This is a genomic window from Neotabrizicola shimadae (assembly GCF_019623905.1).
In the GTDB taxonomy this organism is placed as follows: domain Bacteria; phylum Pseudomonadota; class Alphaproteobacteria; order Rhodobacterales; family Rhodobacteraceae; genus Neotabrizicola; species Neotabrizicola shimadae.
In genome coordinates, this window is the sequence record NZ_CP069370.1 from 473,469 (window position 1) to 488,652 (window position 15,184).

The following is a 15,184-nucleotide window of genomic DNA, read 5'->3' on the forward strand; positions in this document are numbered from 1 at the left end:
TCCAATCTCTTCAAGCGCCGAAGATCAGAAGGAATAGTTCAGCAGCACCTGCGCAGAGTAAGAGGTCTGGTCGTCGGACACCAGCGCATCAGCCGAGGCGCGAAGGGCGAGGCTGTCCGATATCGACAGGTCAACTGCCGCCCCCAGATCGCCGAACAGGTTCGTCTGGCTGTTCCTGATCACAAAGGTTGGGCCCGAAGTACCGACCCCGACGAAGGAGGCATCGACGGACGGATCTTGCCCGACAAGGCCCAGAACCCCCGCCCGCAGCGAGAATTGGCCGGTCATCCCGTCCTGAAGGAAGCTGGTCCCGAAGGTCACGAAGGGGTTGATGCTGACGGTCGTCTGCTCCAGTTCGGAAACGGACATGTTGAAGCCGTCGGCGCCCTGCTCGACGAAGCTGTCCTGCCGAAGCGAGGTCAGACCGATGTCGAGCGTGGGATCGATGAACCCGCCTCCCTGGTTGAACCTGCTGTTGGCCCGCACATGTGCGGCCAGCCATGTCCCGTCCGGAGCGCCCGTTGCGGTGAAGTCGTCGCCGCCTACGGTGAAGCTGCGGCTGATCGTGGATGAGTAGTTCCCGCCTTCCAGCGAACCGGCAAGTGTCATGAAACCCAGATCGGATTTCAGCATGGCACCTGCCATGAAGCGGGAAACCGAGCCGGTGCCGTTGCCAAGGGTCAGGTCACCCGATTCGTAATCCAGTGCCCCGCCCAGGGTCATGTCGCCGTTGAACTCGGTCTGAATTCCGAGGGACAGTCCCAGTACCTGTTCGGTGTAGGTGGGACCTGCTGCACTGGGATCATAGTCCAGCCCGCGGCCATAGAAGCGTCCCCAGGTGCAGTAGGTGTCCTGTTCCAGCTTTGACGCGCCCGCCAGGCCGGTCGCACCGCACCCGTGCAGATCCTTCGAGAAGGCCAGACTGCCCAGCAAGGTTGCGTCCGGAACGGCCAAGGCTTCATCGGCGATATAGTCTTCATAGCTCTCAAGAAGGCTCGCCATGTCGGGAATCGCCAGCACGTCTTCGGCAAGCGACGAGATGAAGGCATCGTCCACGCCCTCGATGGGCGTAAAGAACAGCCGGTCCAGGTAGTCTCCGAAGCTGCGGTGGTTGGAGTTGACGCGCGAGAGAAGCTGCGCCGGTGCCCCCGGCAGGTTCCAGGGCGTGGTGGAGATGGAATAGTCCAGCACAAGCGTGGTGGTGCCGCTGGTCACGGTGGAACTTGTCGACAGGCTGTAGTCGACCGTCGCGGTATCCTGCACCGTGAAGTCGGAAGCCGCGAAGTTGTAGTCACTGTCCATCACGTAGGCCGTGCCCGACCTCAAGGCCTTCCCCGGTTGCGAAATCAGCATGCTGGGGGCGACGATCGCGGCCTCGATCTGCAAGATGCCGTCGCCGGGTGCAAAGGTGCCTGGCACGAGTGAAAGCATGTCAGAGGCAACGATACCGCTTCCGACCTCATCGCTCGCATCCAGATCCGGCTGATAGGTGGACCCAGAGCCAAGCAGGATCATCTGACCCGCCTGAATGGTGGTGTCGGCAATGGTCCCCTGCGCGCCCGGCGATATCGTGCCAGACGAAACGAAGGATCCCGCGGCTCCTGGCAAGTTGATCAGGCTGCCGGTGTTCAGCGTCGCGCCAACATTGTTGTCCAGCGAAAGGAACCCGTACGTTCCGCCCACGCTGCCCGCCTCCCCAGAGATCGAGCCGGTGATCGTGCCGTAGTTCTGGATCTGGAAGCTGTTGTCGGACTTGACGTAGATCGCATTGCTGGCCGCGTTTCCGCCAATGATCGTGCCGGCATTCGTCAGCGTCGAGGTTTCGCTGCCGTTCAGCACCAGCACGGTTTCAGCCCCGTTTGCGCCGGTCTGAAGGGTCACGCCCTGGTTGATGTTGATGTTGACCGTGCCCGTCGCCTGGTTCTTGTAGCTGTCGCTCGACACCAGTATGGCGCGGCCGCCTGACCCGCTGGCGGTGATGTTCGCGTTCGCGTTCACTGTTACGGTGCCGCTCTGATCCGAGGAATTGGCGCCACCGGCGCTCAACGCCACGATGCCTACCGAGCCCTGGCCCTGAACCTCGATCGGGGCGGCATTCGTCACAGTCACATTGCCGCCATTGCCGGCAGCGACCCCGCTGCCGACATAGATCGTTGTCCTGGCGTCGCTTGCCACAGCGGCGATGCCACCCGACCCGCCCACCGACTGGGCGATGATCCCGGGGGAAGATGTTCCCGTTGTCAGGATCGCACCGCCACTGGCAACGTTGACTTCGCCGCCGTCACCGCCTTGGCCGGGCGTCTTTGAAACCGCGACACCAGCGCCGATGTTCAGGGACTCGTGCGGGTCCGAGAAGGCCTGCCCAACGTCGCCGGCCGTTCCGCCGCCGCCACCCACCGATTGGGCGAAGATTCCGGTGCCGCTGAAGCCCGAGGTATTGGTGATGGTTGCCGTATTGTTTACCGTGACCGCGCCACCCTGACCGCCGCCACCGCCCGAATTGCCAACCGTGACAACGGCCGTAAAGCTGGATGATCCGGCGCCGCCGTCTCCCCCGCCGCCGCCCACCGATTGCGCAAATATACCGGTGCCTCCTGCAAGGAAGCTGAGGGCGCCACGTGCCCCCCCCGAAAAGCCGGTGTACTTGGTCACGTAAGACGCGTCGGGTCCCGCGATGGTGATGGCGCCGCTGTTGGTTATTGTGACAGCCCCGCCATTGCCGCCGCCCGCACCGGTGCCACCCACCGCGATGTCGACGCTGGTGAACGAGGGAAGCAGATTGCCCGGCAGGTCGGCAATCGTGTTGGCCAGGGTGTTTGTCGTCCAGGCCTCAATGCCCAGGGCGCCTTCGCCCCCATTGCCGCCGCCGCCGCCGACAGACTGGGCATAGATCCCGTGGCTGAGCTGCCCGGCCGTTGAAAGAGCACCGCTGTTGTTCACGGCGACTGTGTCGCCGTCCCCGCCGGCCGCGCCGTTGCCGCCAAGTTCGACCGTCATGTTGATGCCGATATTGGCGGCCTGTTCCTTGTTCGGGTCAAGCTTGCTGTCGCAGACGTACTCGCTCACAGACGGGTTGTTGCAGATGTCGCTCACGGCAAAAGACGTGGCCGAACTCGTGCCGCCGTCCCCGCCGCCGCCGCCCACCGACTGCGCAAAGATCGCCCGCGACCGGGTTCCTGTCGTTGTGACATTCCCGGTGTTCGTCACCTGAACGGTGCTGCTGTTCGCCCCCTCACCCCCGTCGCCGCCGCCGCCGACCTTCACGCCGACCGTGATCTGGGTTTCGGGATTGTCGGATGAAAACGGGCTGCTGAGGTTCAGCGCAAGGTAGCCGGCATTGCCGCCGCGCCCGCCTCCGCCGCCCACCGATTGCGCATAGATCGCGTCAGACCCGCTCGCCTTGGTGATGACCGTTCCCTGGTTGTTCAGGACCACGGCAGCGCCAGCACCGCCGCCGCCACCCCCGCCGCCGATATTGGCATCGACCTCGAACTTCGACGAGGCGACGACCTGAGCCAGTGCCGTATAGCTTGATCCACCGTTGCCGCCGTTGCCGCCCACGGACTGAGCGAAGAGGCCGACCGACATGAAACTTTCGGTGGTGACTGCCCCGGTGTTGGTCAAATCGACTTCAGAGCCTTCGGCGCCGAAACCGCCATCAGCGCCGACATCGACATTCACGTTCACCGCGTCAGGCGAGTTCACATCGACGTTGAAAGCATAGGCGCTGCCGCCGTCGCCGCCGTTGCCGCCCACGCTTTGCGCAAGAATGCCGAAGCTCATCAGGTTGGACGTGGTGATCGCCGCGCTGTTCTGGACCGTGACCTTCGCCGACCGCCCGCCCGGCGCTCCGCCGCCGCCGACAGTAATACCCAACTGGCCCGAAATGCCGCCGCTCGCCTCATCCCCGACATTGATCGAGGCTTCGCCGGCAAATCCCCCCGCGCCACCGCCTCCGCCCATGCTTTGTGCCACAATGCCGTGCGAGACGATGCCGCTGGTCGTGATGGCAGCGCCGCTGTCCTTTGTCACCACGTCCACGGTCCCGGCGATCCCGCCATTGCCGCCCGCCCCACCGATCAGCACCGTGGCATTGCCGATGTCGCCAAGATTGGCCGCCACCGTCCCAAGCGCCCGCCCGCCATCGCCGCCGATCGACTGCGCGATCAGGCCGGCTGACAGATCGCCCGCCGTCGTGATGCTGTTGGCGGTGGTGACCGCGACATTGCCCGCCGTTCCTCCGGCGCCCCCTTGACCGCCAACCGCGATGGTGATGCTGCCCACCGTTCCCACGTTTGCGGTTGCGTCAGCGGCGATATGCGTGCCCGCTGAGCCACCCTTGCCGCCGGTTGAGGCTGCATAGATCCCGTCGGACTGGTGGCCCACCGTCTGGATGTCGCCGGCAGTGGAAACGGTCACCGCGCCCCCGCTGCCCCCCCCGCCGCCCGATGCGCCAATGGTAACATCGACATCGCCGACCGAAGCGACATTCGAATTCACGATGGATCCGGCCGAGCCGCCGCCTCCTCCGGCGCTGACCGCCGAAATCCCGGAAGACATCACACCCTTGGTAGAGATCGCGCCCTGCGCGGTGACGCTGACGGCGCTCGCATTGCCGGCATTGCCGCCCGCAGCGCCCACCGACGCACCGATCGAGCCCAAGGTCAGGGTGGTCGCGTTGACGATATTGCTGCCGTGGCCGCCCCCGCCACCGGTGGAATGGGCGATGATCCCCGCGGAATGATCGCCCGCGGTCGACAGGTTGCCGTTCGCCGTCACGGTCACGGGGCCATTGACATTGCCGCCTTTCCCGCCCCGCCCGCCGATGCTCACATTCACTGCGGCGAGGTCTACTCCGGTGGCCGAGACGAGCGTGCCCGAATGTCCTCCACCGCCGCCCGTGGCCAGTGCGGCGATGGCTGAGGCATGGGCGCCGCCCGTTGCTATGCCCCCGCCTGCGGCAACGCTGACCCCGCCTGCGCTGCCGCCATTGCCGCCCCAACCGCCGATGGTCGCCGACACGCTGATGCCGCCCGGCATACCGGCCGTCACCACGCTCGAAGCGTTCCCGCCCCCGCCGCCGATGGACTGGGCGAGGATGCCGTCCGAATGGGCGCCCATCGTCGAGATGCCGCCCGCAATGCTTACGGTGACGTCGTCCGCACTGCCGCCCGTGCCGGCTGTGCCACCGACTGTGTGGCTGAAGCCGGTCAGAATTCCGCCCGTGGCCGCGCTGCCACCTGACCCGCCGCCGCCACCAATGGATTGAGCGAGGATCCCGCGCGACCGGTCGCCCGTCGTGCGGATCAGGTCGCTTGCGCCGGCTAGCTGCACAACGCTGACTGTGCTGCCGGTGCCGCCCTTTCCGCCCGTGCCCCCCACCGCATTCTCGTAGATCACTCCTGCGGCGACTGCGTTGGCGCCATCACCGCCCCCGCCGCCGACCGACAAGGCATGGATGCCATCGGCATCGCCGCCGCCGGTCGTGATGGCCCCTCCATAGGTCACCGCAACGGCACCGCCGTCCCCGCCACCACCGCCGGTCTTCCCCCCGATGGAGAAGAGCCCCACGGCAGAGGATGCTGACCCGCCACCGCCGCCGATGCTGCTTGCAAGGATACCGTCCGACTGTCCGCCCGAAGTGGTGATGTCAGACAGACCATAGACCGTGACCGACTGGCCGTTGCCTCCGGTGCCCCCGGCCGCGCCGATCGTCGAGATGCCGGTGTTGGGCCCGCCGCTGCCACCGCCGCCGCCCACGCTGCTGGCAAAGATCGCGCGCGAAAAGCTGCCAAAGGTGGCAATTCCGGCGCCGCTGACCGTCAGTTCCACCGCCCCGCCACTGCCGCCGGCAAGGTTCGCGCCGCCCAATCCGCTCAGCCCAAGGCTCTGAAACGCCTTGCCGCCGCCACCGCCGACCGACTGGGCGGTTACGCCGTCCGACGAGTTCCCGTTCGTGGATATGCCGATGCCGTTCTCTGCCGCGACAAGCGTGACCTCGGCGCCGATGCCACCGCCATCGCCATGGCTTTGTTCCCCGGCTCCGTAGGATTCGGCCGATCCGCTTCCGGCGAAGCCGCCGACCGATTGGAACACCATGGCATCCGAGGAACTTCCGGAGGTCGCGATGGTTGCCGTAACCCATGCCGTGATCTCGGAAGCGTCACCGCCGCCCGCTGCCGCGCCACCCTGACCCTTGGTGCCAAAGCTGTTCTGGGTCGCACCCCCATCGCCGCCCACCCCGCCGTAGCTGCGCGCCATGAAGCCGCGCACCCCGTTTCCGGAGAGTGCGGCGGTCACTGCGAAGTCGCCGAAGGCTTCGTTGCTTCCGACCGTCACCGCGCCGCCCGCACCTCCCGCACCGCCTGCGCCGCCCGACGAGCCGCTGCCACCAGACACCAGGCCGCCGCTACCGCCGTTGCCGCCGATCGACTGCGCAAGCACCGCCGTGAACCCCGAGGCTGCCGAGCCCGAAACCGAAATGCTGCCCAGCAGGCCGACGAAATCGCCCGCTCCGCCGGCCCCGCCTGCGCCCCCGGTGCCCTTCTCCTGGCCAAGCCCGACCGACGAAACGGCGGCTCCGCCGTCGCTGCCGCTGCCCCCCTGCGAGGTCAGCACGACGGCCCCGGTTCCCGCCTGGCTCAGCCTGACCTCGCTCAATTGCAGCCAGCCGGCAATCTGCCCGCCATCGCCCCCGGCGCCGCCGGCACTGCCGGTGACGTTGTTCTGACCGATCGTCTCGTTGTTCTGATCCAGCTGCCCGCCGTCGCCCCCGATCACGGTCGCAACGATGCCTGCCGCGTTGTCCGCAAGGCTCATGCTGGACGCGGTGACGTAGACCGTGGCCGCCGGGTCCATGTTGCCGAAGCCGCCGCCCTGGCCGGCCGATCCGCCGGTTACATTGTCGTTGTCCGGGGTAACCGGCTGCATGTTGGCTGACCCGCCCTGCCCACCGGCAGCGTACAGAGAAACCGCTGTGGCGTTTGTTCCCGATGCGGCGATCGTCCCGGCCGTGATGTTGAAACCGGTTGCGCCACCAGAGCCGCCAGGGCCGCCCGAGGCCTGGTCAGGCCCCAATCCGGCATCTACGCCTGTACCCCCGGCGCTGTTGATCTGAAGGCCGGGCGCATTCGTCGTCGACCATCCGGCGCCGGCGTCATCAAACGTGACCGAAACCGAGCCGGCATCGTTGCCGATGTCCGAGGTCACAGTGGCACTGACGGCCAGGGTGCCCGACGGTGGCGTCAGGCTGCCGGAAAGAGACTGGATCGTCAGATAGGGGATGTTTTCGACCACGATAGGAAGCGAAGGGTCGCCGGTGCAGGTCACGGTATTGCCAGAGGTCACGCATCCGTCTGCCAGGGCCGGCGCTGGACAGATCGCCACCAGGCTGGTGCCAAGGAGAGAGCGCTTCACGATGGAGCTCGGATGCCTTGCCTTGCCACGCGGCCCACGCCCAACAATCGAATTGATCGCCAACACGCTTTCCCCTTTAATGCTCGGCCAAGAGTTCTGCACGCTCTGCGCAGTGTCAATCAGCCAGCGGGGAACGTTTTGGCGAGTTTAGGTTTTCCTGCCCGTCGACCCGTATCTTGGTTGATTGTGGCTTTGGGTGTTTCCACTGCAAGCCTGTCTGATGCCGAGGTTCGGCCCGACCGCGTGGAAGAGCAGTACAGGGACTGGACGGTGACCTGTGGCCCTGCGGCCAGTGCCGCAACCGGGGCCTGTTCCATGCAGCAGGCCGTCACGGACAACGCGACGAAGGCGGTCGTGATGCGTTTCGTGGTCGAGCCGGCGGGGCAGGGGGCTGCGCCGGTCGCCTCGATCATCGGGCCATTCGGGGTTGATCTGGCCCAGGGGCTGGACCTTTCCGTGGATGGCGGGCCGGTACGCGATCTGGCTTTCCGCACCTGTCTTCAGGTCGGCTGCATCGCCACGCTGCCTCTGGACGACGCACTTTCAGCCGACCTGCGCAGGGGAACCGCGCTGGTGGTCAGTGTCTGGCCTTCCGACAACCCGACCGGCACGATCAGCCTGCCCGTATCCCTGTCGGGCTTTGGCGATGCGCTTGACCGGCTTCAGGCCCTCTCGGCAAGTCAGACGCCCTGACCGCGCGCCTCGGGCGCAGCACAGATTCGCGCGGGCCTGTCACGGTGGTCAGGTCCCGGTCGCCGTGCGTGGCGCGCAGTCGAAAGATCAAGCTCTTAGAGTGTCTGCAACAGGGTAGGCCCCGGTTCTGCCTGAACGGCAGAACGCACAGGTCACACGCACTGATGCGCGGATCTGTCCGACCAAGGCAATGCTTTGTGATTTCTGGAGCGGGCGATGAGATTCGAACTCACGACCCTAACCTTGGCAAGGTTATGCTCTACCCCTGAGCTACGCCCGCACTCCGTGGCGGGCTGACTACCGAACCTGCGCGACGGTGGCAAGTGGCTTTCTGCGCCAGGAATCGGCTTCTCGATCCCGACCCCGGAATGGCAAAGGCCGCCCCGAAAGGCGGCCTGTCGCTTTTCCGATGGAGCGGGCGATGAGATTCGAACTCACGACCCTAACCTTGGCAAGGTTATGCTCTACCCCTGAGCTACGCCCGCGCATCGGATGCCGGTGATCTAAGGGATGGCGCGGGGGGCTGCAAGGGGTAAATTGCAGTTCCGCGCCAGCCGTCATTCTAGTTCGATCAGAAGGTCCTTCGCCTCGATCTGGCTGCCGGGATGGACGTGCAGCGCCTTGACCGTTCCCTCGCGGTCGGCATGCAGGCCGGTTTCCATCTTCATCGCCTCGATGGTCAGAAGCAGGTCGCCTGCGCGGACCTTTTGCCCCGCCGTGACGGCGACAGAGGCCACCGAGCCCGGCATCGGCGCGCCGATATGGGCAGGGTTGCCATCGGCGGCCTTGGGGCGCGCGGCCGTTTTGGCCTTGATTGCGCGGTTCGGCACGCGGATCACGCGGGGCTGGCCGTTCAACTCGAAGAAGACCTTCACCTCACCGTCCTCGCCGGTCTCGCCCACAGCCTGCAGGCGGATCTCCAGCGTCTTGCCGCTGTCGATTTCGGCGGTGATCTCGTCTCCGGGCTGCATCCCGTAGAAGAAGGTCCGTGTCGGAAGCACACGCACCGGGCCATAGGCGCGGTGCCGTCCCATGTAATCGAGGAAGACCTTGGGATACATGAGATATCCGTTCAGGTCCTCGTCATCTATGGTCAGGCCATTCAGCTCCTTCGACACCTTCGCGCGGACAGCTTCCAGATCGACCGGCGGAAGCGTCTTGCCGGGCCGTTCGGTCAGGGGCGTCTCACCCTTCAGCACCTTCTTCAGAATTCCGTCGGGCCAGCCGCCATGGGGCTGGCCAAGGTTGCCCTTCAGCATGTCCACGACCGACTCGGGGAACGCCACCTCCACCGAAGGATCCTCGACCTGGGCGCGGGTCAGGCCCTGCGCCACCATCATCAGCGCCATGTCGCCCACGACCTTAGACGACGGCGTGACCTTCACGATGTCGCCGAACATCTGGTTGGCATCGGCATAGGCCTGCGCCACCTCGTGCCAGCGCTCTTCCAGGCCAAGCGAGCGCGCCTGTGCCTTGAGGTTGGTGAACTGGCCGCCCGGCATCTCGTGCAGGTAAACCTCCGAAGCCGGCGCCTGCAGACCGCTTTCGAAGGCGGCATACTGCTTGCGCACACCCTCCCAGTAGTCCGAGATCTGGCGGATCGCGCCGATGTCCAGCCCGGTGTCCCGCTCGGTGTTGCGTAGCGCCTCGACGATGGAGCCCAGGCAGGGCTGCGAAGTCCCGCCCGAAAAGGCGTCCATCGCAGCGTCCACGGCATCCACCCCGGCATCGCAGGCGGCCAGGATCGTCGCCGCCGCCGCGCCGCTGGTGTCATGGGTGTGGAAGTGGATGGGCAGGCCCACCTCCTGCTTCAACGCGCGGATCAATTGGCGCGCGGCGGGAGGCTTAAGAAGCCCCGCCATATCCTTCAGCCCCAGCACATGCGCGCCGGCGGACTTCAGTTCCTTGGCGCGGTCTACGTAGTATTTCAGGTTGTACTTCGACCGCTTCGGATCGAGCAGGTCGCCGGTATAGCAGATCGTGCCTTCGCAGATCTTGTTCGCCTCGATCACCGCATCCATTGCAACACGCATGTTCTCGACCCAGTTCAGGCTGTCGAACACACGGAAGACGTCCACGCCTGTCTCTGCCGCCTGCTTGACGAAGGCCTGCACCACGTTGTCGGGATAGTTGGTGTAGCCCACGCCGTTCGACGCCCGCAGCAGCATCTGCGTCATCAGGTTTGGCATCGCGGCGCGCAGGTCGCGCAGGCGCTGCCACGGACATTCCTGAAGGAAGCGGTAAGCCACGTCAAAGGTCGCCCCGCCCCAGCATTCCACGCTGAACAACTGCGGCAGGTTCGCTGCATAGGCCGGCGCCACCTTGATCATGTCGATCGACCGCATCCGCGTTGCCAGCAGCGACTGGTGGCCGTCGCGCATGGTGGTGTCGGTGAGCAGCACCTTGGTCTGGGCCTTCATCCAGTCGGCCACGGCCTGCGGACCCTTCTGTTCCAGCAGGTTGCGCGTGCCATAGGCAGGTTCGGCCTTCAGCACCGGCGGCTTCGGCGCCTTGGCCTCAGCCGGCGGCTTCGGCCGGCCCGAGGTCTCGGGGTGCCCGTTCACCGTGATGTCGGCGATATAGGTCAGGATCTTCGTCGCCCGGTCGCGCCGCTTCTTGAAGGCGAACAGACCCGGCGTGGTGTCGATGAATTTCGTGGTATAGCTGTAGTCCAGGAAGGTCGGGTGCTTCAGCAGGTTGATGACGAACTCGATGTTCGTCGCCACGCCGCGGATGCGGAACTCGCGCAGCGCCCGGTCCATGCGGGCGATAGCCTTCTCCGGTGTCTGGGCATGGGCCGTGACCTTCACCAGAAGCGAGTCGTAGTAACGGGTGATGACCCCGCCCGCATAGGCAGTGCCTCCGTCCAGCCGGATGCCATTGCCGGTTGCGCTGCGATAGGCGGTCAGGCGGCCATAATCGGGGATGAAGTTGTTCAGCGGGTCTTCGGTTGTCACCCGGCACTGCAGCGCGTGGCCGTTCAGCTTCACCTCGGCCTGTGAGGCGACTCCCGTCGCCTCGGCCAGCGTCTTGCCTTCCTCGATCAGGATCTGCGCCTGAACAATGTCGATGCCGGTGACCTCTTCGGTCACCGTGTGTTCGACCTGCACGCGGGGGTTAACCTCGATGAAGTAGAAACGCCCCGAGTCCATATCCATCAGGAACTCGACGGTTCCCGCACATTCGTAGTTGACGTGCGAACAGATGCGCTTGGCCATCTCGCAGACGTCTTCACGCTGTTCCTGGGTCAGATAGGGGGCCGGGGCGCGCTCCACGACCTTCTGGTTGCGCCGCTGCACGGTGCAATCGCGTTCCCACAGGTGCCAGCAGTTGCCCTGCTTGTCGCCCAGGATCTGCACCTCAACGTGGCGGGCGCGCAGGATCATCTTTTCCAGATAGCCCTCGCCGTTGCCAAAGGCGGCTTCGGCCTCGCGCCGGCCCTCGCGGACCTTCGCTTCCAGCTCTTCCTCGTTCAGGATCGGGCGCATCCCCCGCCCGCCGCCGCCCCAGGACGCCTTCAGCATCAGCGGATAGCCGATCTCCTTGGCTTCCTTCTTGATCGCCGCAAAGTCCTCGCCCAGCACTTCCGTCGCCGGGATCACGGGCACACCGGCGGCGACCGCCACCTTGCGGGCCGATGCCTTGTCACCAAGGGCGCGCATCGTCTCAGCACGCGGGCCGATGAAGGTAATGCCAGCCTGGTCGCAGGCATCGACGAAATCGGGGTTTTCCGAAAGCAGGCCATAGCCGGGGTGGATGGCATCGGCCCCCGACATCTTGGCCACGCGGATGATCTCGGGGATCGAAAGATAGGCGCCTACGGGCGAAAGGCCCTCGCCGATCTTGTAGGCCTCGTCCGCCTTGAACCGGTGGAGGCTGAGCTTGTCCTCCTCGGCATAGACGGCGACCGTCTTCTTGCCCATCTCGTTCGCGGCCCGCATCACGCGGATGGCAATCTCGCCGCGGTTGGCGACGAGAATCTTCTTGAATTCGGGCATTCGGCCGTCCCCCAGGCGATAGCTTTCGGGGCCAGTCTATGCTTGCTGCGGTGCGGCGCAAGGGCGCATCGGCGCGATTCCGGGGCGTGATGAGGCGGAAACAGGCAGTCGTTCACAAACTGCGCGATTCTTGTGCAAAGGGTCCCGCCGACCCATCATGCGGCCGAGTCCACCTGAACGTCGTCCTCGTCGAAGAGATCGGGGCGCACCGTTTCCAGCCGTGCCAGCAGGTGGCCATCGCCAATGTACAGCCAGTTCCAGCATATGCGATGCCCGAAGGCATCCTCGACAAAGCGGTTGCCCCACCTGTCCTTGCCGATGCGTCGCAGGTCCCGCCACAGCAGGAAATCCCGCTTCGGCCCGAAGGGCGGAACCAGAAGGGCGGAAGGACCCTCAAGCCCGTCGGTCGTCCAGAGCACATCATAGGACGGTCTCAGAGCGATCAGGGCCACGGCCATCAGCGCCAGAAGGCCAACGCCAGCCAGCAACCACACAAGCCCGCTGCCCGAAAGAAGGATCGCCGTGCCAAGCCCGCCCGCCAGCGGCGCGACGGCGCCGGAACGCCAGGGGTCAGGGGCGGCGCGCCCCTCGGGGCCGCCCGCCACCGCAGGCCGTCCGCGCGAAAGCCGATAGGCCATGACCGCGGCAATGGCGGCGCCGGACAGAAAGCTGATCAGAAGGAACGGTTCGATGGTCAAGGTGGGTTTCCCGTGAATGCAGATCCGTTCTGCATCCTCTTCCGGGCGGCATCGTGGCCGTTCGCGGCACCTTCGTGGCACCTCCGAGAAAACCGTTGGACTCACGCAATGGTGAGCAGAAGGGTGCCGGGGCTCATTCGCCCCGCGGCACCATCCGCCCCGTCAAGGGCACCTCTTCCAGCCAGAACGAAACCAGGAAGCCGATCACCGCCATCACCACCACGATCCAGTAGATCGGATGAATGGCGGTCACGATGGCGCCAGCCAGTTGCGCCTTCTGCTCGGCCGGCAAGGCCGCCGCCATGGCCGGCCCGATGTCCAGACCGCCCGCGAAGCCGATCTCGCCCAACTCTGCGGCAACCCCAGCCGTGAACAAGGCCCCAAAGACGGCCACGGCCAGCGATCCGCCGATCTGGCGGAACATCACACCTGCCGCCGTCGCTGTGCCCAGCATCTCGCGCGGGACCGAGTTCTGCACGGCCGTCGTCACCACCGGGAAGATGCACCCCATACCCGCCCCCAGCACCAGGATCGCCAGGCCGAACTGTACCGTGCCGGTCGCTTCGCCCAGAAGTGTCAGTTGCAGGGCGCCGGCCGCCATCAGCGCCGTGCCGATCATCGGCAGCGTCCGATACTTGCCGGTGCGCCCCATGTAGCGGCCTGCCGCGGTCGAGGTCAGCAGGATCCCGGCGGTCATGGGCACCAGCATCAGCCCCGACACGGTGGGCGACATGCCCAGAGCGATCTGAAGGTAAAGCGGCAGAAAGGTGATCGCGCCGAACATGGCCGCGCCGGTGATGAAGCCGATGATCGACGTCATCACAAAGACATTCTGCCGCAACAGCGACGGCGGCAGGATCGGCTCGGCCGCCCGCGACTCGATCACGAAGAACAGCCCGCCTGCGACAAGGGTCGCCGCAATCAGGGCCAGCGCCATGGGCGAAGTCCAGGGAATCGTATGTCCGCCAAGGCTGGTCACCAGGGTCAGCGAGGCCAGCGCGATCGACAGCGTGGCCGCCCCCGCCCAGTCGATGCTGTGGCTGACTCGTCGGCCCGTCGGCGCAAAGCCCGCCGCAAAACCCGCCGCGGCGATCAGACCCACGGGGATGTTGATGTAGAAGATCCAGTGCCAGCTGGCCACCTCGACAAACCATCCGCCAAGCAGGGGCCCGGCCACCGAAGACAGCGAGAATACGGCAGCGAACACACCTTGCACCTTGCCGCGGTCGCGCGGCGCAATCACGTCACCGACCACCGCCAGTGCCAGCACGAACAGGCCGCCGCCGCCCAGCCCCTGCAACGCCCGCGCCGCGATCAGGAAGGTCATCGAATCCGCAAGACCGCACAATGTGGACCCGATCAGGAACAGCCCGACCGACAGGAAGACCATGTTCCGCCGGCCATAAAGGTCGCCCAGCTTGCCATAAAGCGGCGCCACCACGGTCGAGGCCAGGATATAGGCCGTCACCACCCAGGACAGGTGATCCAGCCCGCCCAGATCCGACACGATGGTCGGCAGGGCAGTGGATACGATGGTCTGGTCCAGCGAGGCGAGCAGAAGCAGAAGCCCGATCGACACCACGACCAAGCGAACCGAACCCCGAGGGGCCTGTGACGGGGCGTTGGGCGCCGATGCGGCAGAAGGGGAGTCGGTCATGGCAGCCTCGCGGTCATCAGGGTAGGCGCCGGTGATAGGCCGGGCCAATTTATGTGTCAATGGCACATTATTGCAGAACGCATGTGATTGACATACGCAAGCGATTGGCCCATTTCGGTGCCATGACGACCGCACCCCATGACAGTTATGTTGAACGCCTGACCGCGGCTCTTGCCGGCGCCGGTTTCGCGCCCCCGGTCGCGGAAGCCCTGGCCGGTTTCGACCAGGAGAATTACCAGTTCATCCGCCGTGTCCGGAAAGGTGACATCCCGAAAGCCCTGATCGAGGGGCTGGGGGTCGAGGTCGAACCGATGCAGTTCCACGCGCTCGCGGCCGTGACCCGCATCGCCTCGGGCTTCGGGCGCGACGGGCCGGGCGAGGTCACCGTGGGTCATCTGGCCGAGGATCTGATGGTCGATGCGTCGCGCGCCAGTCGCCTGGCGTCCGATCTCGTGGACCGTGGCTTCCTGCGTCGCGCCGTCAGCCAGCAGGACGGCCGCCGCTCTGTGCTCGAGGCGACCGAGGCCGGGCAGGCCCTGATCGAACGCTTTCTCGCGGCGAAGTGGGAGCGCACGATCCGCCTCTTCCGCGATTGGCCCGAAGAAGACATCCTGACCTTCGCGCGTCTCTTCCGCCGCTATGGTGAAGGGATGCGGGAGCAGTACCCTTCCGGCTGAACCTCGCAGGAACATTCAAGGAACGCGGGCTTTCCCCGGCGGTTC

At 65.7% G+C, this 15,184-nt stretch carries 6 protein-coding genes and 2 tRNA genes; 2 read left to right on the forward strand and 6 right to left on the reverse strand.

The genetic code is table 11. The annotated features are described in order from the left end of the window. Nucleotides 1-24: 24 nt before the first annotated feature. Complete coding sequence (locus JO391_RS02280; protein ID WP_220662595.1) at nucleotides 25-7,416, reverse strand: autotransporter outer membrane beta-barrel domain-containing protein; 7,392 nt, start codon at nucleotides 7,414-7,416, stop codon at nucleotides 25-27. 192 nt (nucleotides 7,417-7,608) lie between these two features. On the opposite strand from JO391_RS02280, the gene JO391_RS02285 reads away from it, so the two are divergent. Next, on the forward strand, nucleotides 7,609-8,109 hold the full coding sequence (locus JO391_RS02285; protein ID WP_220662596.1) for an invasion associated locus B family protein: 501 nt from the start codon (nucleotides 7,609-7,611) through the stop codon (nucleotides 8,107-8,109). A gap of 205 nt (nucleotides 8,110-8,314) precedes the next feature. Here the strand turns inward: JO391_RS02285 and JO391_RS02290 are convergent. From JO391_RS02290 to JO391_RS02310, 5 genes are all read right to left on the reverse strand, one after another. Continuing rightward, nucleotides 8,315-8,389, reverse strand: a tRNA-Gly gene (locus JO391_RS02290). A 130-nt stretch (nucleotides 8,390-8,519) separates the two neighbouring features. Continuing rightward, nucleotides 8,520-8,594, reverse strand: a tRNA-Gly gene (locus tag JO391_RS02295). 72 nt (nucleotides 8,595-8,666) lie between these two features. Then, a complete protein-coding gene (locus JO391_RS02300) occupies nucleotides 8,667-12,107 on the reverse strand; it encodes a pyruvate carboxylase (RefSeq protein WP_220662597.1) in 3,441 nt (1,146 codons plus the stop codon). A gap of 155 nt (nucleotides 12,108-12,262) precedes the next feature. Continuing rightward, complete coding sequence (locus JO391_RS02305; protein WP_220662598.1) at nucleotides 12,263-12,805, reverse strand: hypothetical protein; 543 nt, start codon at nucleotides 12,803-12,805, stop codon at nucleotides 12,263-12,265. Nucleotides 12,806-12,938: 133 nt separating this feature from the next. After that, on the reverse strand, nucleotides 12,939-14,462 hold the full coding sequence (locus JO391_RS02310; RefSeq protein WP_220662599.1) for an MDR family MFS transporter: 1,524 nt from the start codon (nucleotides 14,460-14,462) through the stop codon (nucleotides 12,939-12,941). Nucleotides 14,463-14,584: 122 nt separating this feature from the next. Here JO391_RS02310 and JO391_RS02315 point away from each other — a divergent pair, with 122 nt between their 5' ends. After that, a complete protein-coding gene (locus JO391_RS02315) occupies nucleotides 14,585-15,139 on the forward strand; it encodes a MarR family winged helix-turn-helix transcriptional regulator (protein WP_220662600.1) in 555 nt (184 codons plus the stop codon). Nucleotides 15,140-15,184: the final 45 nt, after the last annotated feature.

Excerpts from the sequence above, each read along its gene's own strand:
- JO391_RS02300 (WP_220662597.1), bottom strand. The coding sequence starts at position 12,107 with ATGCCCGAATTCAAGAAGATTCTCGTCGCCAACCGCGGCGAGATTGCC.
- JO391_RS02310 (WP_220662599.1), bottom strand. The coding sequence starts at position 14,462 with ATGACCGACTCCCCTTCTGCCGCATCGGCGCCCAACGCCCCGTCACAG.
- JO391_RS02315 (WP_220662600.1), top strand. The coding sequence starts at position 14,585 with ATGACGACCGCACCCCATGACAGTTATGTTGAACGCCTGACCGCGGCT.